We start from the raw sequence: 25,900 nt of genomic DNA, 5'->3' as shown, positions 1-25,900 counted from the left end.
GCATGAGCGGCGGCGCATTCTGAAAGGCTGTCATGCACCTTCGCCCGGTCCACTTCCTCGATGCGCCGTTCGCCTATCCCGATGGCGCGGCGGTGCGGCTGGCGGGCGGCCTGCAATGGTTCGCCGCCTATGAGGTGATCGAACAGGGTGCCAAGCGCGTCGTGCCGGTGGCCGAGATCGCGACGCTGGGCGCGCGCGCGGCGCAGATTCACGCTCGCGTGATCGCGGCGCGCCCGCCGCTGACGCTGGGCGAGCGGACGCTGCGCTTCGACCAGCCGGTCGTCGCGGGCATCCTCAACCTGACGCCCGACAGTTTCTCCGACGGCGGCGTGCACCGCGACGATGTTGCCGCGGCGACCGCCGCGGGCATGGCGATGGCGGGCAGTGGCGCCGCGATCGTCGATGTCGGTGGCGAATCGACGCGTCCAGGCGCGGCACTGGTGTGGGAGGAGGACGAGGCGGCGCGCGTCGTGCCGGTGATCGAGCGGCTTGCTGCGGCAGGCGCGCTCGTCTCGATCGACACGCGCAAGGCGCTGGTGATGGAGCGCGCGCTGGGAGCGGGCGCGGCAATCGTCAACGACGTGTCCGCGCTGCTGTGGGACAAGCGCGCGGCCGAGGTCGTCGCGCGCGCCGGCTGCCCGGTGATCGTGATGCACTCGCCCGATCCCGCCAAGGGACCGCACGGCGGCAGCGGCTATCGCGACGTCGTGACCGAGGTGTTCGACTGGCTCGACGCGCGCGTCGCGGCGATCGTTGCGGCAGGAATCGATCGATCGCGCATCATCGTCGATCCGGGCATCGGTTTCGGCAAGTCGCTGCAGGACAATCTCGCACTGCTCAATGCGCTGGCGATGTTCCACGGGCTCGGCTGCCCGATCATGCTGGGGGCGAGCCGCAAGCGGCTGATCGGCGCGCTGTCGAACGAGGCGCCGGTGGGTGAGCGGCTCGGCGGATCGGTGGCTCTTGCGCTTACCGGCGCAGCGGCGGGAGTGCAGCTGCTGCGCGTCCACGACGTCGCCGAGACGGTGCAGGCGCTGCGCGTGTGGCGCGGGCTGCGCGACCGAGCGTTCGTCGGATGATGCGTCGCACGGCGGAGCGCGGCTGATGTGCGTCGTCGCGCTGGCGATCGACGCCGATCCGCGCTGGCCGCTGATCGTCGTCGGCAACCGCGACGAGTTCCACAGCCGGGCGTCGGCGCCGCTGGCGTGGTGGGACGATGCGGATGGGGTGCTCGCCGGCCGCGATCTGGTGTCGGGCGGTACGTGGATGGGTGTCTCCGCGGCCGGGCGATTCGCGGTCGTCACCAATGTCGCGGGTTACCCGCGCGGTGCCGATGCGCCCTCGCGCGGCGCGCTGGTGGCGGATTATCTCCGCGACGGATCGCTGCCGGACGACGCAGCGCTGCCGGCCTACGGCGGGTTCAGCCTGATCACTGTCGGTGACACTGTGACGTTCCGTACCAACCAGCCGGAGCCACGGATCCAGCCGCTGGCGCCCGGCCTGCACGGCATCGCCAACGGCCCGCTCGATCCGCCTTCACCGCGCACCCGGCTGTTGCAGGCGTCGCTCGGTGGCTGGCTGGCGGCGGCGGGAGAGGTCGAGACGCTGCTCGATCTGCTCGCCGATGAGACGCCCGCTGTCACCGGCGAGCGGCCGGTGTTCATCCGCGACACCGTCTACGGCACGCGGTGCAGCACGATCGTCGCGGTCGATGCCGCCGGCCGCGGGATCATGATCGAGCGGCGCTTCGGACCGGGCGGCGCGGCGGAAGGCGACACCCGGCTGGCGTTCGACTGGCCCGAAGGTGCCGCGCGAGGTTAAGCCTGCGCCTTCCCCTCGAGGCTGTTGCGGCGCCCGTAGAGGAAATAGATCGCCAGCCCGATCACGTTCCAGATCACGAAACGGCCGATCGTCGCCGAGGGCAGGCTGAACAACAGGTACACGCAGCCGGCGATCGCCAACGTGCCGACGAGATAGGGCTGCGGGCAGCGGAACAGGCGGTGCGCGTCGGGCGCGCGGCGGCGCAGCACCATCAGACATGCGCCGACCGCGATAAAGGCGAGCAGCGTTCCCGCGTTGGCGAGCTCGGCGATCTCGTCGAGCCGGAAGATGCCGGCGACGATCGCGATCGATACGCCGGTGACGAGCGTGATCAGCGTCGGCGCGCCGGTCCGCTCGCTGACCGTGGCGAGCCGACGCGGCAGCAGACCGTCGCGCGCCATGGTGAAGAACACGCGGCTCTGCCCGTACATCATGACGAGGATCACCGAGGGCAGCGCGATGACGGCGGCGAGCGCGATAAGATAGGCCGCCTGCGGGTGATCGAGCGAGCGCAGCACGAGCGCGAGCGGCTCGGGCGAGTTGGCGAGGCTGGTGAACGGCAGCGCGCCGATCGCGGCGACCGCGACGAGCATGTAGATCAGCGTGCAGACCAGCATCGATCCGACGATGCCGATCGTCAGGTCGCGGCCCGGGTTCTTCGCCTCTTCCGCCGACGTCGCTACCGCATCGAAGCCGTAGAAGGCGAAGAAGACGATCGCCGCCGCCGCCATCACGCCGCGCTTCTCGCCGCCGGTTTCGACCGAGCCGAAGCCATAGGGCATGAACGGCTGCAGGTTGCCGTCGTCGAACGCAGGCAGGGCGAAGGCGATGAACACCGCGAGCGCGGTGAGCTTCACCACGACGAGGACGATGTTGAGCGTCGCGCTCTCGCGCGTGCCGGCGATCAGCAGACCCATGACGGCGAGCGCGACCGCGACGGCGGGCAGGTTGATCAGGCCGCCGTCGTGCGGGCCGGACAGGAGCAGCGGTGGCAGCGTGACCCCCGCGGCCTGGATCCAGCCGACGAGATAACCCGACCAGCCGACCGCGACGGTCGCGCAGGCAAGCGAATATTCGAGGATCAGGCTCCACCCGACGATCCACGCCAGCGCTTCGCCCAGCGCGGCATAGCTGAAGGTATAGGCGCTGCCCGCGGCGGGGATCATTGTCGCGAGTTCGGCATAGGCGAGCGCGGCGCAGGCACACACCGCGCCGGCGATGACGAAGGCGAGGATCACCGCCGGGCCGGCGCGCTCAGCGCCGACGCCGATCAGCGTATAGATGCCGGTGCCGACGATCGCGCCGACGCCGAGCGCGATGAGGTGCGGCCAGGACAGCGTCTTGGCGAGCGCGTGGCGTGCATCGTGCTGCGTCACCGATTCCAGCGACTTGCGTGGACCGAACATCTATTCCCCCGTGAACCGTGCGATCGACCGTGACGTGTTAGCGGCGATCAGGCAACCGTCGCCGTGCATGGCATTGCCGCGGGCCCCGCCCGCATGGCATGATACGAGTCGCCTTCGTTCGGGGAAAAGCGATGTCCACCGCCGTACTGCCGATGCCCAGCCGTTTCTCGATCATCACGATCGCCGCGCCCGACGTCACGGCGCCGGCATGGCACGCGCGGCTGCGCTGGCCGAGCCACGGCGACGAACACGTCACGCTCGACAGCGGCGCACGGCGCGGGATCTGGGCGGCGCAGCTCGACGCGGCGGTGATGCGCGCCGATCGTGCAGTGGTGCTCGTCGCCGAGGGTATCGGCTGCCACGCGGCGTCGTGGTGGGCGCGCCTGTCGCCGGCGGGCTACGTCGGGCGGGTCGCCGGCGCGCTGCTGTTCGATCCGCCGGGCGATGGCGCGGGGGCGAAGGACGATTACGCCTCCCCCGCGATCGCGCTGCCCTTTCCGTCGCTGGTGCTTACCGACACGAGCGGTGCGCCGCCGGCTGACGCGATCGAGGGCTGGGGCAGTCGGCTAATCGACGGGCATCGCCAGCGGCAGGGCGAGCTGCGCCCGTGGCGCAGCGCGCAGCGGCTGGTGGAACGCGTGACGGCCAAGGTGATCGAGCGCGACGTCGAGCGGGTTTTCGCGCTCAATCCGCGCGCGCGCCGCTGAGCGGATCGCGCGGCAGCGCGCAACCGGCGGACGCCCCGCAGCTTCCAGTTGCCCTCGTTTCCGCGGCTCGCTAACCGCCGAGCATGGCGCAGGTCGGCATCATCATGGGCTCGACGTCCGATTGGGAGACGATGCGGCACGCCGCGGAGACGCTCGACGCGCTCGCCGTCCCGCATGAGACGCGCGTCGTCTCGGCGCATCGCACGCCGCAGCGGCTCTACGATTACGCCACCGGCGCCGCCGATCGCGGCATCAAGGTGATCGTCGCAGGCGCGGGCGGCGCGGCGCACCTGCCGGGGATGGCGGCGGCGATGACGCACCTGCCGGTGCTCGGCGTGCCCGTCGAATCTAAGGCGCTTAAGGGCATGGATAGCCTGTTGTCGATCGTGCAGATGCCCGGCGGCATCCCGGTCGGCACGCTGGCGATCGGCAAGGCCGGTGCGATCAACGCCGGGCTGCTCGCCGCCGCGATCCTGGCCACGGGCGATGCGGCGCTCGCCGAGCGGCTGAAGGCATGGCGCGCGGCGCAGACCGAGGCGGTGGCGGAGCGCCCGGCATGACGCCGCTGCCGCCGGGATCGACGATCGGCATCCTGGGTGGCGGTCAATTGGGGCGGATGATCGCCTCGGCTGCGGCGCAGCTCGGCTATCGCACGCACGTCCTCGCCCCCGACCGCGAGAGCGTCGCGGCGCAGACCGCCTCGTCAATGACGCGTGCGGACTACCACAACCGCATCGTGCTCGCCGACTTCGCGGCGCAGTGCGACGTCGTCACCTACGAATTCGAGAACATCGCCGCCGGCCCGGTCGAGTGGCTCGCCGAGCGCGTGCCGGTGCATCCTTCGCCCGCCAGCCTGCGCGTGGCACAGGAACGAGTGGCGGAGAAGGAATTCGTCGCGGCACTCGGCGGCACGCCGGCGCGCTGGGCGGCGGTCGGCTCGCGCGCCGAGCTCGATACGGCGCTGGCGCGGATCGGCACGCCGTCGGTGCTCAAGACGACGCGCATGGGATACGACGGCAAGGGCCAGGTGCGGCTGCATTCGGCGGACGATGCCGACGCGGCGTGGACGGCGATCGACGGACCGGCGGTGCTCGAGGCTTTCGTCGACTTCACGCACGAATTCTCGATCGTGCTGGTGCGCGATCATGCGGGCAACATGGTGAGCTACCCCCCGCCGTGGAACGAGCATGTCGACGCGATCCTCGCGCGCTCGACCGTTCCGGCGCCGGCGGAAATCGCCGCGCATTGGACCGAGGCGGCGGCGCTGACCGGGCGGATCGCCGACGCGCTGGGGCATGTCGGCGTGCTGACGTGCGAGTATTTCGCGACGCCTGCGGGACCGGTGTTCAACGAGATGGCGCCGCGCGTGCACAATTCGGGGCATTGGACGATCGAGGGCGCGGTCACCTCGCAGTTCGAGAACCACGTCCGCGCGATTTGCGGGCTGCCGCTCGGCGATACCGGGCTGACCGGCAGCGAAGTGACGATGGAGAATCTGATCGGCGACGCAGCGGGGCGCTGGGGCGAGCTGCTCGCCGAGCCGGGCGCGCACCTCCACCTCTACGGCAAGCGCGAGGTGCGCGCCGGCCGCAAGATGGGGCACGTCACCCGCGTTCGCCGCTAGGGTCGGTACTCAATCAGAACAGGGTGACCGCGCAGCGGCGGACGGAAATGACGACTGGGCGGCGTCTCGGCGTCGGTCACGAGGCTTCGGCATCGCTCCCTCCTTGCTCCTAGCCCAGCCGCCATTTCTGCTCCGTCACGACCCTGTTCTGATTGGGTACGGATCCTAGAGCGCGAGTGCCTGCCGCATCAGCGCGGCATAGCGCTTCGCATGGTGATCGCCGGCGCCGAACTGCTGCTCGATCGCCGTCGCGCGACGGAAATAGTGGCCGACCGCCAGCTCGTCGGTCATCCCCATCCCGCCGTGCAGCTGGACGGCGTTCTGGCCGACGAAGCGCACGGCATCGGCCACCGTCGCCTTCGCCGCCGCAATCGAGCGCGCGCGCGTTGCGGCATCCGCATCGAGATGGAGCGCGGCGAGATAGGCGGCGGAAGTCGCCTGCTCGACCGCGATGAACATGTCGACCATGCGGTGCTGCAGCGCCTGGAAGCTGGCGAGCGGCTGGCCGAACTGCTTGCGCTCCTTGGTATAGGCGACGGTATCGCCGAGCAGCTTGCGCGTGAGCCCGGCGGCCTCGGCGCAGAGCGCGGCGATGCCCTCGTCGCGCGCCTGTTCGAGCAGCGGCAGCGCGGCGCCCTCCTCGCCGAGCAGCGCGTCGGCGGGCAGCGTCACGTTGCGCATTGTCAGGTCGGAGGCAGGCAGGCCGTCGATCAGCGCGTAATCGTGGCGGCCGATGCCCGGCGCGTCGGCGGGCACGAGGAACAGCGACACGCCGCGCACGTCGCGCGGCGCACCGTCAGTCCGCGCGGTGACGATCAGCCACTCGGCGCCCGGCGCGCCGGCGACCACGACTTTGTCGCCGTCGAGCGTCCAGCCGTTGCCGCTGCGCCGCGCGGTGGTCGCGACCGCCTCGAGCGCCTGGCGGCTATCCGCCTCGCCCGCGGCGAGCACCGCGCGCGTCGCACCCTCGGCGATCAGCGGCAGCAGCGCCGCCGCGCGCTCGCCACCGACGCGCTTAAGCAGGCCGGCGGCGACGACCACGGTCTCGATATAAGGGACGCTCGCCAGCGCCTCGCCGAGCGCATCGGCGACGACCATCGCTTCGACGGCGCCGCCGCCCAGCCCGCCAGCTTCGGTCGGCAGCGTCGCGCCGAGCACGCCGAGATCGCGGCCGAGCGCGTGCCACAGTGCCCCGGTATCGCACGTGCGGTGCGGATCGAACGCGTGATGCTGCGCCAGATAGCGTTTCAGCGTGTCGCGGAGCATCGCCTGCTCGTCGCTGAGCGAAAGATCCATGGCCCTCTCCCGTCGTATTTGGAACGCGCTATGAATTGGCCAGCGCGGCGACGCAAGATCAGTCGGCGGCGACGGGACCCGCGCCATTCGCCGACGGCCGGCGGCATAGCCAGACGAGGATCAGCAGCGAGCCGCTGAGATAGGCCGACAGGCGGAACAGATCGGTCGAGGCGAGGAGATACGCTTGGCCGACCATCTGGCGCGTGACCGCCGCCGCAGCCTGCGTCGCGTCGAGGCCGAGGCGGGTGAGGTTCTCGACCGCCATGCGATACGGCACGCCGTTGCCGATGGCGTCGGAAAGCCGGCCCTGGTGCAGCGCCTCGCGCCGATCCCAGGCGGTAGTGATGATCGACGCGGCGAACGCCCCGGCGACGATGCGCGTGAAGTTCGACAGGCCGGTGGCGGACGGCAGCCGCTCTGGCGGGATGCGATCGAGCGAGATGGTCAGCATCGACAGGAAGAAGGTCGACATCGCGACGCCCTGAACGAGCAGCGGGAAGACGAAATCCCAGAAGCCGGCATTGGTGGTGTAGCCCGAGCGCAGCCAGTAACTGATCGCAAAGGCGACGAACGCCACGCTGGCGAGGATGCGCGCGTCGATCTTGCCCGACAGCCGCGCGCTGAGCGGCGTCAGCAGCACCGCGACGACGCCGCTTGGCGCGGCGACGAGGCCCGCCCAGGTTGCGGTGTAGCCGAGCTGCGTCTGCAGCCACAGCGGCAGCAGCAGGATGTTGGCGAAGAACACGGCATAGCCGAGGCAGAAGGCGATATTGCCGATCGCGAAATTGCGGTTGGCAAACAGCGACAGGTCGACGATCGGATTGGCGTCGGTCAGCTCCCAGATCAGCCATGCGACGAAGCCGATCGCGGCGACGACGGTCAGCACCACGATCATCGGATCGTTGAACCAATCGGCGTTCTTGCCGAGATCGAGCATGATCTGGAGCGAGCCGACCCACAGTACGAGCAGCGCGAGGCCGATCGTGTCGATCGGCACCTTGGCGGTCGGCGTCTCACGGCTGGCGAGATTGGTCCAGCAGATCGCGACGGTGAAGATGCCAAAGGGCACGTTGATCAGGAAGATCCACGACCAGTGGTAATTGTCCGAGATGAACCCGCCGAGAATCGGGCCCATGATCGGCGCGACCAGCGTCGTCATCGACCAGATGCCGAGCGCGGTGGAGCGCTTGTCGGGCGGGAAGACCGAGATGAGCAGCGCCTGGCTGCCCGGCATCATCGGCCCGGATACGGCGCCCTGGAGAACGCGGAACGCGATCAGCGACGGCAGATCCCACGCGACGCCGCACAGGAACGAGGCGATCGTGAAGAGCGTGAGCGAGACGCAGAAGGTGCGCACGACGCCGAAGCGGCGCATCAGCCACCCGGTAAGCGGCACCGAGATGCCGTTGGCTACCGCGAAGGCGGTGACGATCCAGGTCGAATTGTCCGAACTGACGCCGAGATTGCCGGCGATCGTCGGCAGCGAGACGTTGGCGATGGTGGTGTCGAGCACCATCATGAACGTGCCGAGCGCGAGCGCGAAGGCGACAAGCCCGAGCCGCGGCCCGGCGAGCGGCGCGGGTTGCGGCGGCGCGCTAGCCACGTCGCGAGGCTTCCTGTCGCGTCGATACAATCGTCGCGCACGCTGGTGACCGCGTACCAGCCCGTCGCGCTCGCGCCGAAATCACCGAAAGCGCCATCGGCTCAGCGGTTCGCGGCGATGATCTGCGCGATCTTCGCCTCCACCGCAGGATCGGCCTCGGCGATCGCGCCGCGGTACGGCTGGCTCGCCGGTTGCGCGAGCCGCGCGCCGCGCGCGTCCGCTGTGTCGATCGTCGCCATCACCGACAGGCCGACACGCAGCGGGTTCACGCGCAGCTCGCGCGGATCAAGCATGATGCGCACCGGCACACGCTGGACGATCTTGATCCAATTGCCGCTCGCGTTCTGCGGCGGCAGCAGCGCGAAGGCGTTGCCGCTGCCTGCCGACAGGCCGACGACGCGGCCGTGGTAGACGATGTCGTCGCCATAGGCGTCCGCCACGATCGTCGCGCGCTGGCCGATGCGCAGGTCCTTGAGCTGCGTTTCGCGGAAGTTGGCGTCGACCCACAAGCGGTTGAGCGGCACGATCGCCATCAGCGGCGTGCCGGCGGCAATCTGCTGGCCGACCTGCGCGTTGCGCTGCGCAACGACGCCGTCGATCGGCGCAACGACGTGCATGTGGCTGCGCACGATTGCGGCACGGCGATAGCCCGCGATCGCGGCGAGCACCGCCGGGTTGGTGCCGACCGCGGTGCCGGCGACGGTGGTTTGCGCCTGCGCGCGGCGGCTGCGCGCGAGGTTGAGCGCGGCAGTCGCGACCTTCACCTGATCCGCAGCGTGGCCGAGCTCCTCGCCCGACACCGCGCCCTCGGCGGCGGCACCGCGGCGGCGCTGATAGTCGGCGCGCGCGGCGGCGAGTTCCGCCTCGGCCTGGACGACCGCGGCCTGCGTTTCGTTGACGCGCGAGAAGTCGGAGCGTGTGCCGCGCACCGCGCGGGCGAGTTCCGCCTCCGCCGCGGCGAGATTCACGTCGGCTGTCAGCGGATCGAGGTCGATCAGCGGCTGCCCCGCCTTCACCGCCTGCGTATTGTCCGCGTGCAGCGCGACGATCGTGCCCGGATCGCGCGCGGTGACGGCGACGACGTCGCCGGCGACATAGGCGTCGTCGGTCTCCTCCTCGGGCTTCGCTAGCAGGAAGTGAAACACCGCCCAGATCGCGAGGCCGACGAGCACGACGACGGCAAGGATCAGCAACAGGCGCTTGCGCGTCGCGGGCTTGCCGTTCGGCGGGGATGCGGGCGAGGTGGCGGCAGTGTCGGTCATGGCTGGGTGGTCCGGGCGGGAAGGGCGGTGGCGGCGGGGGTGCGCGCGGGATCAAAGCCGCCGCCCAGCGCCTGGACGAGGCGTGCGCGCGCCGCGAGGGCGTCGATGCCGAGCGTCGCTTGCGCCAGCTGGGCGTCGAGCAGGCGGATGTCGGTATCGATCCCGGTCAGCCGCGAATCGAGACCCGCGGCGATGCGCACCGCGTTGAGGCGGTTGGTTTCGGCGAAGCCGCGCACGACGGCGCCCTGCGCCGCGGCCTCGCGCTCGGTCGCCTGGATCGTCGCGAGAGCGTCGGCGGCGTCGCGCACCGCGCCGACCACGACGCCGTTATAGTCAGCGATCGCGAGATCGACCGCGGCGGTAGCCTCGGCGAGATCGGCGCGCAGCCGCCCGCCGTCGAAGATCGGCAGGTGCAGCGCCGCGCCGGCGCCGGCGGTCGCGGCTTCGGGATTGAAGAAATTGCCGATGCCGACCGCCTGGAGCCCGGCGAGCGCGATGAGGTTGACGTCGGGATAGAAGGCGCGGCGCGCCACTTGGCGGCCGGCGGCGGCGGCCTCGACCCGCGCGGTGGCGGCGGCAATGTCGGCGCGGCGCGCGAGCAGGTCGGCTGGGATCGCGGCGGGCAGCGGCAGCGTGGTTGGCGCGGTAAGCCGTGTGGGCCCGATTCCGGCGGGGTAATCGGCGCCGCGCCCGGCGAGCTGCGCGAGCGCGTTCGCCGCCAGCACGCGTGCGGCCTGCGCACGGGTCAATGCGACGCGCGCCTGCGCGAGCAGCGTGGTGGCGGCCTGCACGTCGAGTTGGCTCGCGAGCCGGTTCTCGACGCGGACGGTGACGAGGCGGACGGCGCGCTCGCGCGTGGCGATCGTGGCGCGCGCGATCTCGGCGATCCGCTCGGCGCGCGCAACCTCGGCATAGGTCGAGACGACCGCGCCGGCGAGCATCAGCCGCGCTGCTTCGACGTCGAGCGCGGCAGCGGCGGCGGACGCGCGCGCGCCAGCGATCGCGGCACGCTGGCGGCCGAACAGGTCGAGGTTCCACGACAGATTCGCCTGCGCCGTGCCGAGGAAGCGCACGCTGCCGGCAAAGGGCGGCGGGATCGTGTAGCGGCCGGAGAGGCGCGCCACCTGCGCGTTGCCGTCGGCGGTGATCGACGGGGCGAGATCGGCGTCGCGGCGTGCCAGCACCGCCTCCGCCTGGCGCACGCGGGCGAGCGCGGCATCGAGCGTCGGGCTGCCGGCGAGTGCGTCGGCGACGATCCGGTCGAGCTGAGGATCGCGATAGGCGGTCCACCATTCGGGATCGATCACCGGCATCGGCGCGCCGATGAGGCCGAGATCGGCCGGCGCCTTTGCCGTGAGCTGCGGGTGCGTATCGGGTGGCGAGCACGCGGCAAGGGCGAGGAGCGCGGCGCCGATGCTGCTGGACACGCCGAATTTGGATCGTCCCGCCCCGATCCCCTTGCGACCGGCGGCGCGGCCGATGCGGATCGCCGGGCGGGACATGTTCAGGCGGCGCATGCGGCGCTTTCCTCCATCGTGCGGCGCAGGCGCTGCAGCGTCGCGATCAGATCGGCGACCTCCGCGTCGCTCCAGTCGGCAAGAAAGCCGTTCCAGCAGTCGATCACCTTGCGCTTGGCGGCGACCGCGGCCTCGCGCCCAGCCTCGGTCAGCGTCAGCCGCACGACGCGGCGATCGGCGTCGTCGCGCTGGCGCACCACCCACCCGGCCTGTTCCATCTGATCGATCAGCCGCGTCATCGCGCCCTTGTCATGCCCCAGCGTGCGCGCCAGCCCGGCGCAGGTATCGGCATGGTCGAAATAGAGCGACACCAGCGTCATCCACTGCGTCGCGCTCATTCCGTCGTCGGCAAGCGTGCGGTCGATCGCGGCGACGCTCATCTGGTGAATCTGACGGACGAAATAGCCGGGCGACACGTCGGGATAGAAAGTCGAGTCGGTAAACGGCATATCGTTGCTTAGGCAATGACTGCCGCGGCAGTCAATATCCGTGACGAAATGTTGCCGGCTTCCGCGCGGGTCAATCGCGCGTTAGGCTCGCGCCATCTGTAGGAGTTCCCCATCTTGCGCCTGTCGATCAAGCTTGCCGCCGGCGTTGCGGCAATGGCTCTCGTTGTACCAGTCACCGTCACCGCTCAGACCAACGCCCCGGCCGGGCCCGCCGTCGCGAAGCCGGCACCGGTGGCCGACCTCGTCCGCGCGGTCGACATACCGTACGAACAGTTCACGCTGCCCAACGGCCTGCGCGTGGTGGTGCACACCGATCGCAAGGCGCCGGTCGTCGCAGTATCGGTGTGGTACGACGTCGGATCGAAGCACGAGCCGGCGGGCAAGACCGGCTTCGCGCACCTCTTCGAACATCTGATGTTCAACGGCAGCGAGAATGCGCCGGGCGACTTCTTCGAGCCATTGAAGCAGGTCGGCGCGACCGACCTCAATGGCACGACCTATTTCGATCGCACCAACTATTTCGAGACGGTGCCGACTGCGGCGCTCGAGCAGGCGTTGTACCTCGAGAGCGACCGCATGGGCTATCTCACCGGCGCGATCTCGCAGGCGGTGCTCGATGAGCAGCGCGGCGTTGTCCAGAACGAGAAGCGCGAGGGCGACAATCAGCCCTACGGGCTGGTCAGCTACAAGCTGATCGAGGGCGTCTTTCCCGATGGGCATCCCTATGGCCACAGCACGATCGGATCGATGGCGGACCTCGACAAGGCGAGCCTGGGCGACGTCAAGGCATGGTTCCGCGATCACTACGGCCCCAACAATGCCGTGCTGGTGCTCGCGGGCGACATCGACGTCGCGACGGCGAAGCGGCTGACGGCGAAATACTTCGGCGCGATCAAGCCGGGACCGAAGAGCGTCGCGCCGGCCGCGGCGGTGCCGACGCTGGCCGCGTCCAAGGCCGAGGTGATGAAGGATCGCGTCGCCGCCCCGCTGATCATCAAGAGCTGGCCGGTGCCCGGGTTGAACGATCCCGCCGCGCCCGCGCTGGAAGTGGCGGCCGCCGTGCTCGGCGGGCTGGCGAGCTCGCGCTTCGACAATGCGCTGGTGAAGGGCGACAAGACCGCGGTGCAGGTGAGCGCGAGCTACTCGGACTATGCGCAGGTCGGCACCTTCACGATCAGCGCGGTGGTACGCCCTGACGTCGATCCGGCCACCGTATCCAAGCGGCTCGACGCGCTGGTCGCCGATTTCATCCGCACCGGCCCGACGGCAGACGAGGTACAGCGCACGCTGACGTCGACGATCGCGCGGCGGATCGGCGGGCTCGAAGCGGTCGGCGGGTTCGGCGGCAAGGCGGTCGCGCTTGCCGAGGGCGCGCTCTATTCGAACGATCCGGGCTTCTACAAGAAGCAGCTCGCTCGGCTCGCGGCGCAGACGCCGGCAAGCGTCAAGGCGGCGGCGCAGCAGTGGCTGACGCGGCCGGCCTATGCGCTGACCGTCGTGCCGGGCGACCGCGATGCCTATGCCGAAGCGGAAGTGCCGCCGGCGGTCGCGACCACCACAGCGCCCGAGACGCCGCCCAAGGGCACGCGCGCGCCGATGCCCGCGGTGGGCACCGTCGGCACGCTCGCCTTCCCGGCGATCGAGCGCGCGCGGCTCGCCAACGGGGTGGAGCTGATCTACGCCAACCGCACCACGGTGCCGGTGACGCAGATGGTGGCGAGCTTCGATGCGGGCGTCGCGGCGGACGTGCCCGACAAGCTCGGCACGCAGGCGATGATGCTGGCGATGATCGACGAGGGGACACAGCGGCTCGATTCGTTCCAGCTCGCAGAGGCGAAGGAGCGGCTGGGGCTCGACATCTACACCGGCTCGTCGCCCGATCGCACCACGGTGAGCTTCCGCGCGCCGAGCGCCAACCTCGCGCCCGCCGCGGGGCTGTGGGCCGAGCTGCTGCGCGCGCCGTCCTTCCCGGACAGCGAGCTGCCGCGCGTGCGCGGGCAGATGCTGACGCAGATCGCGCAGGAGCTGACCGATCCCGAGGGCATCGCGCAGCGCATCGTGCCGCCGATCCTCTACGGCGCGGGCAGCCCTTATGCGAAGAGCCGCGGCAGCGGCGATGCGGCGGCAGTGAAGGCGCTGACCCGCCGCGATCTCGTCGGCTTCCACCAGGCGTGGATGCGGCCCGACAAGGCGAAGATCTTCGTCGTCAGCGATCGGCCGCTCGCCGAGATCAAGGCGACGCTCGATACCGCGCTCGCCGGCTGGACCGCGACCGGCATCGCGGGCACGAAGGTGTTCCGCGAGGACCGCATGCTGCCCGCGCCGCGCATCCTGCTGGTCGATCGCCCAAACTCGCCGCAGTCACGCATCACCGGCGGGCTGCGCACGTCGCTGAAGGGCACCGACGACCTGTTGCCGCTGATCACCGCGAACGATGCGCTGGGCGGCGACTTTCTCGGCCGGATCAACATGGACCTGCGCGAGGCGAAGCACTGGTCGTACGGCGCGTTCGGCAATTTCAACCGCAACGCCTTTGCCGCGCCCTATGTGATCGTGGCGCCGGTGCAGGCGGACAAGACCGGCGCGTCGATCGCGTCGATGCGGCAGGAACTGAGCGCGTTCGTGGGCGCGAAGCCGCTGACGCAGGCCGAGTTCGATCGCACGATCACCGGCGCGACGCGCTCGCTCGCCGGCGATTTCGAGACGTCGGGCGCGGTGCTCGGCGCGATGCAGGCGAACGACCTCTACCGCCGGCCCGACAATTATTATGCGACGATCACGCAGCGCTATCGTGCGATGACGCGCGACGAGCTCGATCGCGCGATCCGTAGCGTCATCGATCCGAACCGCTTCGTGTGGGTGGTGATCGGCGACGCCAAGGTCGTCCGCCCGCAGCTTGACACGCTGGGACTGCCGGTCGAGGTGACGAGCGCTGCGTCCGTGGCGGGCGCGTCTGAGGAGAGCAAGTGATGGCTGGTGTCGACGGTACGTACGACGTGGTGGTCAAGTCGCCGCTGGGCGACCAGAAGTCGACGCTGACGGTGAAGAGCGACGGCAACACCTTTACCGGCACCAACGCGGGCGCGATGGGCTCGAACGACGTGTCGGGCGAGGTGAACGGCAACACGCTGACCTGGAAGCAGCAGATGACGGTGCCGATGCCGATGACGCTCGACATGAGTGTGACGATCGACGGCGATACCGTCAACGGCACGGTGGGCGCAGGCGCGTTCGGCAGCTTCCCGCTGACGGGCACGCGCACCGCCTGATCTGACGGATCAAGGTGACGCGGGGGCAGGGCACGGCCGGCCCCCGCGCCATCCCGGCGATCGCGCGGGGTGGTGAAGGGGGGCTTACCCCTCGAGGCTCTTCGAGGCCTGTTCGAACAGATCCTTCGACAGGCCGGGCGTCGCGACGATGCGTTCGAGCTCGGCGCGCATCAGTGCCGCGCGCGCGGGATCGAAGCGCCGCCAGCGGCCGAGCGGCGGGAGCAGCTTCGCCGCGGTCTGCGGGTTGAGCCGGTCGAGCGCGATCAGCTGATCGGCGAGGAAGCGATAGCCCGCCCCGTCGGCGGTATTGAACGCGCGTTGGTTGACCGCGAAGGCACCAATCAGGCTGCGTGCGCGGTTGGGGTTCGACAGCGCGAAATCGGGATGTTCGGCGAGCGCGGCAACTGCCGCAGGCGTATCGTCGCGCGTCGACAGCGCCTGCGTCTGGAACCATTTGTCGAGCACCAGCGGATTGCCGGCGTAGCGGTTGTAGAAGATGTCGAGCGCCGCCTCGCGCAGATCGCTAGTCCCGTTGGCGAGCGTCCCGAGCGCGCCCTGCCGGTCGGTCATGTTGTCGGCGCGCTCGAACTGGCGGAAGGCGATCGCATCGGCATCGGCATCCGCCGCGCCGGAGGCGGCGATATAGCCGAGCGCGACATTGCGGATGCGGCGCGCGGCCTTGGCGACCGGCGTATATTCGAAAGCCGTATCGTGGCTGTTCACTTCGTACACCGAGCGCCAGCGATCGGCGAGCTCGCGGCCGAGATCGCGGCGCAGCGCCTCGCGTGCGCGGTGGATCGCGTCGGGATCGACGGTGGCGAGCTGGTCGCCGACGAAGCTTTCGGACGGCAGCAGCACCGCCTCGGCGATGAAGGCGGCATCGAGCGCGGGATTGTCGAGCGTGTCGGCGACCGCATCGATCACCGCGCGGTGGTCGGCGCTGCCCTCAACCGCGCCGGCGACGAGCGTGTCGAGCATCAGCTGCTGCATCGCCTCGTAGCGCGCGAACGGATCGTCGTCGTGCCGCGCGAGGAAGGCGAGATCGGCGGCGGTGCGATCGCTCTCGATCGTGACGGGGGCGGAGAAGCCGCGGTTGATCGATAGGACGGGGCGCTCGGGCACGGTCTCGAACACGATTGTCTCGCTCGCATCCTGGAACAGGACGAGCCGTTCGGGGCCGAGCGGCTGGCCGGTCTCGGCGCCGAACAGGCGGATGCGCAGCGGCAGCACCATCGGCTGCTTGACCGGCTGGCCTGGTGTCGGCGGCACTTGCTGCGCGAGGCGCAGCGTCGCGCGACCGCCCTCATGCTCTAGGCTGGCGGAGACGCGCGGTGTGCCGGCCTGGCTGTACCACAGGCGGAAGCGCTTGAGGTCGATGTCGCCCGCTTCCTCCATGCAGGCAACGAAATCCTCGCACGTCGCGGCGGTGCCGTCGAACCGATCGAAGTACAGATCGCTGCCCATGCGGAAGCGCGCAGGGCCGAGGATCGTCGCCATCATGCGGATCAGTTCGGCGCCCTTGTTGTAGATCGTCGAGGTGTAGAAATTGGAGATCTCGAGGTAGCTCTCGGGACGGACGGGATGCGCGAGCGGCCCCGAATCCTCGGGGAACTGGCTGGCGCGCAGGCCGCGCACGTCCTCGATCCGCTTGACCGCGGCCGAGCCCTGGTCGGCGGAGAAGCCCTGGTCGCGGAAGACGGTGAAGCCTTCCTTGAGGCTCAGCTGGAACCAGTCGCGGCAGGTGACGCGGTTGCCTGACCAATTGTGGAAATACTCGTGCGCGACGACGGTGGCGATCGCATCGTAATCGTAATCGGTCGCGGTATCGGGATCGGCGAGGATGTAGCGGCTGTTGAAGATGTTCAGCCCCTTGTTCTCCATCGCGCCGAAATTGAAATCGTCGACCGCGACGATGTTGAACACGTCGAGATCGTACTCGCGGCCGTAGACGCGCTCGTCCCACGCCATCGCGGTCTTGAGCGCGTGAAGTGCGTGATCGGTCTTTGGCAGGTCACCCGCGCGCACCCAAATGCCGAGTTCGACCTCGCGCCCCGACGCGGTGACGAAGGTACCGCGATTGCACGCGAGGTCGCCGGCGACGAGCGCGAACAGGTACGACGGCTTGGGGAATGGATCGTGCCATTCGGCCCAGTGCGTCCCATCGCCGTTGTCGCCAGAGGCAATCGGATCGCCGTTCGCCAGCAGGACGGGGTAGCGCGCCTTGTCCGCGCTCATCCGCACGCGATAGGTGGCGAGCACGTCGGGGCGATCGGGGAAAAAGGTGATCCGGCGGAAACCCTCCGCCTCGCATTGCGTGCACAGATTGCCGCCCGAGGCGTAGAGCCCCATCAGCTGTGTGTTGCGATCGGGCGCGATCTCCACCTCGGTCTCGATCACGTGCGCATCGCCGGCGAGCGGCACGACGAGTGTGTCGCCATCCATCTGCCAGTCGTTGATCGCGACGCCATCGACGCTGACCGACAGCGGGACGAGGCCTTCGCCGTCGAGCCGCAGCGGCTCGTCGTTCGCGGCGTTGCGTGCAACGTCGAGCCGCGCAAGGACGCGCGTGGCGGCGGGATCGAGCGCGAAATCGAGTGCGACGCTCGGCACCAGCCATGCCGGCGGGGCATAATCTTCGCGGCGCTTGGCGGCGGGAACGGCGGGCGCGGTGAGGGCGTCGAGCATGGGGGAGACTATAAACGGCGCGCGCAGTGGTTCCATCGAAACCTTGCGGCGGGCGGGACGGCTGCTACGGCAGTGGTATCAAACAATACGTTCGTTCGTGCCGGGGTGCGCCGCTGCCGCCCGTCGGGGATACGGGTGGACCCTTGCCGGAAGCCGTGATGCGTCGTCTTGCCCTATCACTCAGCCTCGTCACCCTGCCGGTTTCCGGCGTCACGCAGGAGGCGACGCGCACGGCCGATACGCCTGCCGCCGCTTCCGCGGCCGCCGCGACGCCGCTGTCCGCCGGGGCGGCGGCGATCAAGGGACACGTCATGTTCCTCGCGTCCGATGCGATGCGCGGGCGTGAGGCGGGCAGCGCGGAATTTGACATCGCGGCGCAATATGTCGCGTCGCAATTCTTCGCGGCGGGGCTGAAGCCGGGCGGCGACGCGGCGGCGGGCGCGCGCAGCTATCTTCAGCAGGTCCCGCTCGTCGCGTACAAGCCGGCGGGTAAGGGCACGATGAGCATCGCGCACGCTGGCGGGACGCCGCAGCCGCTCGTTCACGGCGTCGACTACGTGCCGTCGGCCGATCCGCGCGCGAAGGAGACCGCGGTGACCGCGCCGGTGGTGTTCGTCGGCTACGGCATCGTCGCGCCGGCCTATGGTCGCGACGATTACCGGGGTGTCGACGTGCGCGGCAAGATCGTCGCCTTCGTCAGCGGATCGCCCGCCAAAATGACGGGCGAGGAGCGCGCGTGGCTGGGATCAGCAACGACCAAGGCACGCTTCGCCGCCGAGCGCGGTGCGATCGGCACGATCACGCTGCAGACGCCGCGCGCGGAGAATCAGCGCGCGTTCGCGCAGCTCGTCGAGGCGAGCACGCACACGCGGATGACGTGGGCGAATCCCGACGGCACCGGCAACGTCGAGGCGGGATCGATCCCGAACCTCGCAACGCTGAGCGTGGCCGGCGCGGCGAAGCTGTTCGCCGGTGCCCGGACGCCGTGGGCGAAGGTCGCGCGCGCCGCCGACAAGCCCGACGCGGTGTTCGTCGCCGAGCAGCTGCCCGCGACGCTTGCCGCCGCGACGCAGACGAGCTTCGCGCCGGCGCGCTCGTCCAACGTCGTTGGCGTGCTGCCCGGCAGCGACCCGGTGCTGTCGAAGGAAGTGGTGGTGCTGTCGGCGCACCTCGATCACGTCGGCGTCAGCGGTAAGGGCACCGACACCATCCACAACGGCGCGCTCGACAATGCGATCGGCATCGCGAGCCTGATCGAAGAGGCCAAAAGGTTCCAAAAGGAAGGCGCGCCCAAGCGGACCATCGTGTTCCTCGCGGTGACCGCGGAGGAGAAGGGGCTGATCGGCAGCGACTATTTCGCCAATCACCCGACCATGCCGCTGCAGTCGATCGTCGCGGACGTGAACCTCGACATGCCGATCCTGACCTATCGCTTCGAGGACATGGTGGCGTTCGGCGGCGACCGCTCGACGCTCGGCCCGATCATCCGCCGCGTGGTGGAGGGGGCGGGGTTCGCGCTGTCGCCCGATCCGATGCCCGACGAGGGGATCTTCGTCCGCTCGGACCACTTCCGCTTCGTGCAGAAGGGCGTGCCCTCGGTGTTCCTGTGGCCGGGGCAGAAGGGGCCGGGCAAGGCGGCGGTCGAGCATTTCATGTCGACCAACTACCACAAGCCGGGCGACGATCTGTCGCAGCCGATCGAGTGGGAGCAGGGCGTGCGCTTCGTCGACGTCAACTATCGCATCGCGCGCGAGATCGCCGACAGCGTGGCGCGACCAGTGTGGAACAAGGGCGATTATTTCGGCACGCTGTTCAAGGGGCCGATGGCGGAGTGAGTTGCCGGCGGGTGCTGCCAGCGCGTGGCGCCTGAACGGGGCCAGCTCGCCGATTGCCGCGTTATCTGGTTGCGGGTGTTGAGCGTTGCCGACGCGCGGCTAGCGAAAAGGATTTCGATGCGGCTGTTCATCTTCGGGCTGGGCTATGCCGCCGGGGCGATCGCGCGGGCGAGCGGCTGGCCGGTGCTGGCGACGACGCGCGACGGTCGCGACGGCACGATCCGTTTCGACGACGCCGCGGCGGTGCGCGCCGGCGTGGCGAGCGCGACGCACGTCCTGTCTTCCGTTCCCGCCGACGAGGGTAGCGGCGATCCGGTGCTCGCGCGCTACGGCGATTCGCTCGGCAGCCGCTGGCTCGGCTACCTTTCCTCGACCGGGGTTTACGGCGATGCGGGTGGCGGCTGGGTCGACGAGAGCGCGCCGATCCGTGGGCGCCGGGCGGGGCGCAATGCGGCGGATGCGGCGTGGCTTGCGCTGGGTGCGCGGGTATTCCGCCTGCCCGGTATCTACGGCCCCGGCCGCTCGCCGATCGAGCGGCTGCGCGAGGGCAAGGCGCACCGCACTGGGCTAACCGATCAGGTGTTCAGCCGGATCCATGTCGACGATATCGTGCGCGGCGTGATCGCCGGGTTCGACGGGCCGGCGGGGGCGTACAACCTTGCCGACGATCTACCGGCGAGCCAGGACGCGGTGGTGAGCTACGCCGCGGCGCTGATCGGCGTGGCGCCGCCGCCGATCGTGCCGCTCGACAGTTTGTCGCCGATGGCGCGCGCTTTCTACGCGGAGAACCGGCGGGTCGCGAACGGCAAGGCGAAGCGGGTGCTTGGCTGGCGTCCGCTCTACCCCGATTACCGGTTGGGCCTGCGCGCGGTGAGCGCGATGATCAGCCCGACGCCGGCGAGCGCCGCGCCGCCGGCGGCGAGCGGCGTCCAGCGATAACCCTCGAACGCGGTCGACAGCGCCATCGCGATGACGGGGACGATCACGCTCGAATAGGCCGATTTGGCGGGGCCGATGATGCGGATCACGCCGAAATAGAGCGGAAAGGCGAGCGCCGAGGCGGCGAGCCCGAGGTAGAGGATGCCGGCAATGTAGCCCGCGCGCCACTCGATCACCGGCGGGCCGACGGTGGCATAGGCCCAGGCGGCATCGAAGGCGCCGCCCAGCAGCATCGCGATCGCGGTGGTGCGCAGCATCGGATAGGCGCGCGCCGTGGCCGTTCCCTGCATCACGTTCGCGCTCGACGCCGAGAGGATGGCGCAGAGCGTAAGCGCGATGCCCGTCAGCGAGTCGCCGGGCCCGTTGGGATCGCTGCGCACCTCGTAGAGGAAGAGCAGCGTGACGCCGGCCATCGCGATAGCGGATCCGACGATCAGCTGCCGACCGAGACGCTGGCCGAGGAAGATCCGGCCGAATAGCGCATTGGGCACGAGCAGCAGCGCAAAGACCACCGCGACGAGCCCCGAGGTGATGAATTGTTCGGCGCGGTAGACGAAGTTGAAGTTGAGCACGAACTGCGCGAGCCCGAGCGCAGCGGCGAAGCGCAGCCCGCGCGCGTCGATCCGCCCCTCCTCGCGGCGGATCGCCGACCAGGCGTAGAGCGCGATACCGGCGACGAGGAAGCGGTAGCTGACCGACCAAGACGGCGGCACGACGCCGAGCTGGTCGCGGATGACGAGCCAGGTCGAGCCCCAGATCAGCGTGACGATCGCGAAGGGTACGAGGACGCGGGCGCGGGTCGACTGCGGGGGCGGGGCGGCGGTCATCGCGCCCGCGCTAGAGGCGTTTGCCCTACGGCGCCACTGTTTCGCAGGGCCGTGGGCCGGGGGGCGATGAGCCGAGCGCGGCGATCGCGTCGGCGAGCGGGCGGATGTCCTCGGCGCGCTGGTTCCACGAGACAACGAGCCGCGCCTCGCCCGGCCCCCAATCGTAGAAGTCGAAGCCGGTGGCGCGCAGCGTCGCCGCCTCCTCTGCGGAGACGCGCAGGAACACCTCGTTCGCCTCGACCGGGTGGACGAGGCGATCGCCCGCGGCGGCGGCGATCAGCGCCGCCCCGGCGTTGGCGGCGCGCGCGTTGGCGAGCCAGCGGTCCTCGTCAAGCAGCGCGAGGATCTGCGCGGCGAGATAGCGGCCCTTGGACAGCAGCAGCCCGGCGCGCTTGCGGCGATAGCGCGTCGCATCGACGAGGCCCGGCTTGAAGAACACCAGCGCCTCCGCGCTCATGCCCCCGTTCTTGACGAAGCCGAGGCTAAGCGCGGTGACGCCGGCGCGCCACGTCAGGTCCGCCGCCGAGCAGCCGGCGGTGACCAGCGCGTTGGCGAAGCGCGCGCCGTCCATGTGCAGCGCGAGGCCGCGTTCGGCGGCGAGCGCGCCGATCGCGGCGACCTCGTACGGCTGGTAGACGAGGCCGTATTCGGTGGCGTTAGTGATCGAGATCGCGTGCGGCTGCACTTGGTGCACATCGTTGCGGATCGTCGCGAGCAGCGCGGCGATCGTCTCGGGCGTCAGCTTCGCGCCCTCGCCCTGCGCGAGCATGAGTTTCGCGCCATGGGTGTAGAATTCAGGCGCGCCGCACTCGTCGTTCTGGATGTGGGCATCGTGGTGGCAGACCACCGCGCCGTGCGGCGGGCAGAGCGCGGCGAGCGCGAGGCAATTGGCGGCAGTGCCGCTCGGCACCCACAGCCCCTCGACCGCGGTCTCGAACAGGTCGGAGAGCCTTGCGTCGAGCGCCTTTGACCAGCGATCGCCGTCGTAGGCGGTGTCGAGCACGTCGGCCTCTGCCAGCGCGGCGAGCACGGCGGGATGGACGGGGGCGGCATTGTCCGAGAAGAAGCGCATGCCTGCCGCCTTTGCGCGGCGGACCGGCGGCGTCAATCGACGTGGGTTACGCCTCCGCCACTGGCGACGGGATTGGACTTGCAGTGAACGGCGCGATCAAAGCTTCCCGAACCGGTCCTCGTACGTCCTGACGTCGCCGGCGCTGAGCAGCTGCGCCTGTTCGAGCCAGCGGTCACGACCCATGCGGCCGGTGAAATTGCCAAGCCGCGCGTCGAGATCCTCCGCGGCGCGCTGATCGAGCGCGGCGAGATCGCCGACGGTGACGATGCCGTGCTCGGCAAGCATCGCCGCGACCTTGGGACCGAGGCCCTTGATCGTCGTCACCGGCGCGTCGCCGGCGGGGCTGGCGGGCGGCGCAGGGGATGGCGCGGGTTCGGGCGCGACGGGGGAAGGTTCGGGCTGCGCCTCGGCGGCGGGGGAGGCGTCCTGCGGGGCGGCGGCGGCGATCGGTTCATCGGCGAGCGGCGTGGTCGGCTGTGTTTCGGTATCGACTGGCACGGTCGTCGGCGCAGTGCTCACCTCGGGCAGGTCGGCGAGCGGCGGCGGGGGCGGCGCGACGGGCGGCGCAGCGACGGTGGTTGGGGCGGGGACGGGCGTCGGCGCGGATGTTGCGGACGCGGCGTCGACGACCGGCTGCGGATCGGCGCGGCGCACCGATTGCGGGCGCGGGCGTGCCTCGCGCCGTTCAGCGGCGAGCCGTTCCTCCTCGATCCGCTGCGCCTCGGCCCGCGCGCGCTTCTTGCGGGCGCCGACAAGGATGCCGATCACCGTCAGCACGGCGAGGATGGCGATCGCCGCGAGTAGGATGCCGGTCAACGTGCCGGTATCCGATATGCCTTGGTCCATGCTACGCTCCGCTACGCCGAACGCTAAGCCTTAGGTAAGCGCCGCGGTTCCCGCAACGGCAGCGGAACGATCATGCCCGCCGTCAGGCGATCGCCCGCCAGCCGATGTCGCGGCGGCAGAAGCCGGTCGGGAAATCGAGCGCGTCGACCGCGCGGTAGGCGGCGGCCTGCGCCTCGGCGACGCTCGCACCCGTGGCCGTCACCGCGAGCACGCGTCCGCCGGCAGCGACGATCGCGTCATCCTGCGCGCGCGTGCCGGCCTGGAACACGATTGCGCCGGTCGCCTCGGCCGCGTCGATCCCGCCAATCGTGCCGCCGGTGCGCGGCGTGCCGGGATAGCCCTCCGCGGCCATCACGACGGTGAGTGCGATGTCGGGGGTGAAGGCGGGGGCGGGCAGATCGGCGAGGCGCCCTTCCGCAACGGCGCGCAGCGTGTGGAGCAGATCGCCGTCGAAGCGCGCCATCAGCACCTGACATTCGGGATCGCCGAAACGCACGTTGTACTCGATCAGCTTGGGGCCGTCCGCCGTCAGCATCAGCCCGGCGTAGAGCACGCCGACATAGGGCGTGCCGGCGGCGGCGAGCGCGTCGATCGTCGGGCGGACGATCTCGCCCAGCGCACGCTCCTCGAGTTCAGGCGTCAGGACGGCGGCGGGGGAGTAGGCGCCCATGCCGCCGGTATTGGGCCCGGTGTCGCCGTCGCCGACGCGCTTGTGATCCTGCGCGCTGCCGAAACTCGCCGTGGCGGTGCCGTCGGACAGGACGAACAGGCTCGCCTCCTCGCCCTCGAGGAATTCCTCGATCACCGCTTCGGCCGGCCCGTCGGCGAACAGCGCGGCGATCGCCGCCTCGGCCTCGGCGCGGCTCATCGCGACGACGACGCCCTTGCCGGCGGCGAGCCCGTCCGCCTTAATCACGCAGCGGCATTCGCCGTCGGCGACGAAATCGTCGAGGCAGGCGAGCGCGCCGTCGCGCGAGGTGACGCGGAAATAGCGCGCAGTGGGAATGCCGACGCGCGCGCACAGATCCTTGGTGAACCCCTTCGATCCCTCGAGCTGCGCCGCCGCGCGGCCGGGGCCGAACACGGGTACGCCGATCGTGCGGATATTGTCGGCGAGACCGTCGACCAGCGGTGCCTCGGGGCCGATCACGACCAGGCCGATCTGCTGCCGGCGGATGAAATCGATCACCGCGCGGTGATCCGCCACGTTGAGCTCGGCGATCGTCGCATGGCGCGCGATGCCGGGGTTGCCGGGGGCGGCATAGAGCGTATCTAACCCCTCAGACTGCGCGAGCTTCCAGGCGAGCGCGTGTTCGCGGCCCCCCGCGCCCACCAGCAGGACGTTCATGCCAGACCCCTTTCTCGATCTTCCCGCGCGGCTCGTAGCGGACCCGATCCCGGGGGACAACGCGGCGGCGATGTCGGTCGGCGAGCTGTCGAGCCGGCTGAAGCGCGTGGTGGAGGGCGAGTTCGGCCACGTGCGGCTGCGCGGCGAGATCTCGGGATACAAGCGCGTCGCGTCGGGCCACTGCTATCTGTGCCTGAAGGACGATGCCGCGGTGATCGACGGCGTGATCTGGAAGGGGCAGGCGGCGAGCCTCGCCTTCCGGCCCGAGGACGGGATCGAGGTGATCGCAACCGGGAGGCTGACGACCTATCCCGGCCGCTCCAAATATCAGGTCATCATCGAGCGGATGGAGCTCGCCGGCGCAGGCGCGCTGATGGCGCTGCTCGAGCGCAACAAGGCGCGGTTCGAGGCGGAGGGACTGTTCGCAAAGTCGAAGGCGCGGCGCACGCTGCCGTTCTTGCCGCGGCGGATCGGCGTCGTCACCTCGCCGACCGGCGCGGTGATCCGCGACATCATCCACCGGCTGGAGGATCGCTGCCCGAGCCACCTCCTCGTCTGGCCGGTCAAGGTGCAGGGCGACGGCGCGGCGGCGGAGGTTGCCGCCGCGGTGCGCGGGTTCGACGCGCTGCCCGCCGACCTGCGCCCCGATCTCGTCATCGTCGCGCGCGGCGGCGGCTCGATCGAGGATCTGTGGGCGTTCAACGAGGAAGCCGTGGTGCGCGCGGTCGCCGAGTGCCGCATCCCGATCATCTCTGCCGTCGGGCACGAGACCGACACCACCTTGTGTGACTATGCCGCCGACCTGCGCGCACCGACGCCGACCGCCGCCGCCGAACTGGCCATGCCGGTGCTCGCCGACGTCCGGCTGACGGTGGGCGCGCACGGCCAGCGGATCGAGCGCTGCGCGCGCCGGCACGTCGAGCGCGGACGCGAGCGGCTCGACGCGCTCGCCCGGCTGCTGCCGACGCGTGACCGGCTGCTCGGGCCGCAGCGCCAGCGGATCGACGACCTTAGCGGGCGGCTCGACCGCGGGCTAGAACGGCACGTGGTGCGCGCACGGGGCACGCTCGACCGGACGGGGGCGGTGCTGCGCCCGGCGCTGCTCGACCGGCGGGTGGAGAGCGCGCGGCAGCGGCTGAACGATCTCGGGCGGCTGCTTGCCTCGGTCGATCCCGACGCGCCGCTTGCGCGCGGTTATGCCCGGGTGACGGGGCCGGACGGGACGACGCTGGCGACCGCCGCGGCGGCGCGTGCGGCGGGTGCGGTGACGCTGCACTTCCGCGATGCGACCGTCGATGCCGTGATCGACGGTGGGCGTGCCGAGCGGGCAAGGGCCGAGGTTACGCCGCGAAAGGCGGCGGCCAAGGTGGATCAGCCGACGCTGTTTTGAAGTT

The 25,900-nt window shown here is 70.3% G+C and carries 21 protein-coding genes; 10 read left to right on the top strand and 11 right to left on the bottom strand.

Annotated elements, in window-relative coordinates; translation table 11 throughout:
- Window positions 1-32 precede the first annotated feature (32 nt).
- Both folP and B7L05_RS04615 read left to right on the top strand, forming a co-directional pair.
- Entirely contained in the window at window positions 33-1,079 is a 1,047-nt protein-coding gene (gene folP / locus B7L05_RS04620; RefSeq protein WP_085809009.1) for a dihydropteroate synthase, read from the top strand.
- A 25-nt stretch (window positions 1,080-1,104) separates the two neighbouring features.
- The gene (locus B7L05_RS04615) at window positions 1,105-1,821 is read left to right on the top strand and encodes an NRDE family protein (RefSeq protein ID WP_085809008.1); all 717 of its coding nucleotides are present in this window, start codon (window positions 1,105-1,107) and stop codon (window positions 1,819-1,821) included.
- On the opposite strand, the gene B7L05_RS04610 is transcribed toward B7L05_RS04615, so the two are convergent.
- Window positions 1,818-3,227, bottom strand: coding sequence for an amino acid permease (locus B7L05_RS04610; RefSeq protein WP_085809007.1), 1,410 nt, complete (start codon window positions 3,225-3,227; stop codon window positions 1,818-1,820). The genes B7L05_RS04615 and B7L05_RS04610 overlap by 4 nt on opposite strands.
- 131 nt (window positions 3,228-3,358) lie before the next feature.
- Between B7L05_RS04610 and B7L05_RS04605 the strand changes: the two genes are divergently transcribed.
- The 3 genes from B7L05_RS04605 (at window position 3,359) to B7L05_RS04595 (ending at window position 5,558) form a co-directional block, all read left to right on the top strand.
- On the top strand, window positions 3,359-3,934 hold the full coding sequence (locus B7L05_RS04605; RefSeq protein ID WP_179187115.1) for an alpha/beta hydrolase: 576 nt from the start codon (window positions 3,359-3,361) through the stop codon (window positions 3,932-3,934).
- 83 nt (window positions 3,935-4,017) lie between these two features.
- Window positions 4,018-4,494: a 5-(carboxyamino)imidazole ribonucleotide mutase gene (purE, locus tag B7L05_RS04600; RefSeq protein ID WP_085809005.1), complete on the top strand. Its 477-nt coding sequence runs from the start codon at window positions 4,018-4,020 to the stop codon at window positions 4,492-4,494.
- Window positions 4,491-5,558 (top strand): 5-(carboxyamino)imidazole ribonucleotide synthase, encoded by a 1,068-nt coding sequence (locus tag B7L05_RS04595; protein ID WP_085809106.1) that lies wholly within the window; start codon window positions 4,491-4,493, stop codon window positions 5,556-5,558. The genes purE and B7L05_RS04595 overlap by 4 nt, the downstream gene beginning before the upstream one ends.
- A gap of 165 nt (window positions 5,559-5,723) precedes the next feature.
- Here the strand turns inward: B7L05_RS04595 and B7L05_RS04590 are convergent, their stop codons facing one another.
- The 5 genes from B7L05_RS04590 to B7L05_RS04570 form a co-directional block, all read right to left on the bottom strand.
- Window positions 5,724-6,854 (bottom strand): acyl-CoA dehydrogenase family protein, encoded by a 1,131-nt coding sequence (locus B7L05_RS04590; RefSeq protein WP_085809004.1) that lies wholly within the window; start codon window positions 6,852-6,854, stop codon window positions 5,724-5,726.
- Window positions 6,855-6,912: 58 nt separating this feature from the next.
- On the bottom strand, window positions 6,913-8,457 hold the full coding sequence (locus B7L05_RS04585; RefSeq protein ID WP_085809003.1) for a DHA2 family efflux MFS transporter permease subunit: 1,545 nt from the start codon (window positions 8,455-8,457) through the stop codon (window positions 6,913-6,915).
- Between the two features lie 101 nt (window positions 8,458-8,558).
- Window positions 8,559-9,719, bottom strand: a complete 1,161-nt coding sequence (locus B7L05_RS04580) for an efflux RND transporter periplasmic adaptor subunit (RefSeq protein WP_085809002.1) — start codon at window positions 9,717-9,719, stop codon at window positions 8,559-8,561.
- Complete coding sequence (locus B7L05_RS04575) at window positions 9,716-11,236, bottom strand: efflux transporter outer membrane subunit (RefSeq protein WP_256926600.1); 1,521 nt, start codon at window positions 11,234-11,236, stop codon at window positions 9,716-9,718. The genes B7L05_RS04580 and B7L05_RS04575 overlap by 4 nt, the downstream gene beginning before the upstream one ends.
- Window positions 11,224-11,685, bottom strand: coding sequence for a MarR family winged helix-turn-helix transcriptional regulator (locus B7L05_RS04570; RefSeq protein WP_085809001.1), 462 nt, complete (start codon window positions 11,683-11,685; stop codon window positions 11,224-11,226). Before B7L05_RS04570 ends, B7L05_RS04575 begins: the two co-directional genes overlap by 13 nt.
- Before the next feature lie 153 nt (window positions 11,686-11,838).
- Between B7L05_RS04570 and B7L05_RS04565 the strand changes: the two genes are divergently transcribed.
- Together B7L05_RS04565 and B7L05_RS04560 are read left to right on the top strand one after the other, a co-directional pair.
- Window positions 11,839-14,655 (top strand): pitrilysin family protein, encoded by a 2,817-nt coding sequence (locus tag B7L05_RS04565; RefSeq protein ID WP_085809104.1) that lies wholly within the window; start codon window positions 11,839-11,841, stop codon window positions 14,653-14,655.
- Window positions 14,655-14,954 carry a hypothetical protein gene (locus B7L05_RS04560; protein ID WP_085809000.1) on the top strand — a complete coding sequence of 100 codons (300 nt, stop codon included), beginning with the start codon at window positions 14,655-14,657 and terminating at the stop codon, window positions 14,952-14,954. The genes B7L05_RS04565 and B7L05_RS04560 overlap by 1 nt, the downstream gene beginning before the upstream one ends.
- An 84-nt stretch (window positions 14,955-15,038) precedes the next feature.
- Here the strand turns inward: B7L05_RS04560 and pepN are convergent, their stop codons facing one another.
- Window positions 15,039-17,639 carry an aminopeptidase N gene (gene pepN / locus B7L05_RS04555; protein ID WP_085808999.1) on the bottom strand — a complete coding sequence of 867 codons (2,601 nt, stop codon included), beginning with the start codon at window positions 17,637-17,639 and terminating at the stop codon, window positions 15,039-15,041.
- Window positions 17,640-17,797: 158 nt separating this feature from the next.
- Between pepN and B7L05_RS04550 the strand changes: the two genes are divergently transcribed.
- Window positions 17,798-19,474 (top strand): M28 family metallopeptidase, encoded by a 1,677-nt coding sequence (locus tag B7L05_RS04550; RefSeq protein WP_085808998.1) that lies wholly within the window; start codon window positions 17,798-17,800, stop codon window positions 19,472-19,474.
- Window positions 19,475-19,591: 117 nt separating this feature from the next.
- Entirely contained in the window at window positions 19,592-20,413 is an 822-nt protein-coding gene (locus B7L05_RS04545; protein ID WP_085808997.1) for an NAD(P)-dependent oxidoreductase, read from the top strand.
- Here the strand turns inward: B7L05_RS04545 and B7L05_RS04540 are convergent.
- The 4 genes from B7L05_RS04540 to purD form a co-directional block, all read right to left on the bottom strand.
- On the bottom strand, window positions 20,323-21,240 hold the full coding sequence (locus tag B7L05_RS04540) for a DMT family transporter (RefSeq protein WP_085808996.1): 918 nt from the start codon (window positions 21,238-21,240) through the stop codon (window positions 20,323-20,325). The two genes, B7L05_RS04545 and B7L05_RS04540, sit on opposite strands and share 91 nt — an antisense overlap.
- A 25-nt stretch (window positions 21,241-21,265) precedes the next feature.
- Window positions 21,266-22,312: a low specificity L-threonine aldolase gene (locus tag B7L05_RS04535; protein WP_085808995.1), complete on the bottom strand. Its 1,047-nt coding sequence runs from the start codon at window positions 22,310-22,312 to the stop codon at window positions 21,266-21,268.
- Window positions 22,313-22,408: 96 nt separating this feature from the next.
- The gene (locus tag B7L05_RS17345) at window positions 22,409-23,158 is read right to left on the bottom strand and encodes a hypothetical protein (protein ID WP_085808994.1); all 750 of its coding nucleotides are present in this window, start codon (window positions 23,156-23,158) and stop codon (window positions 22,409-22,411) included.
- 82 nt (window positions 23,159-23,240) lie between these two features.
- The gene (gene purD / locus B7L05_RS04525) at window positions 23,241-24,506 is read right to left on the bottom strand and encodes a phosphoribosylamine--glycine ligase (protein WP_085808993.1); all 1,266 of its coding nucleotides are present in this window, start codon (window positions 24,504-24,506) and stop codon (window positions 23,241-23,243) included.
- On the opposite strand from purD, the gene xseA reads away from it, so the two are divergent.
- Window positions 24,505-25,896, top strand: coding sequence for an exodeoxyribonuclease VII large subunit (gene xseA / locus B7L05_RS04520; protein ID WP_085808992.1), 1,392 nt, complete (start codon window positions 24,505-24,507; stop codon window positions 25,894-25,896). The genes purD and xseA overlap by 2 nt on opposite strands.
- The last annotated feature ends 4 nt before the right edge of the window (window positions 25,897-25,900 follow it).

Source organism: Sphingomonas sp. TZW2008, assembly GCF_002117915.1.
Lineage (GTDB): Bacteria > Pseudomonadota > Alphaproteobacteria > Sphingomonadales > Sphingomonadaceae > Sphingomonas.
The sequence above is the reverse complement of the archived record's forward strand: the minus strand, read 5'-3'. Positions and strand labels throughout refer to the sequence as shown.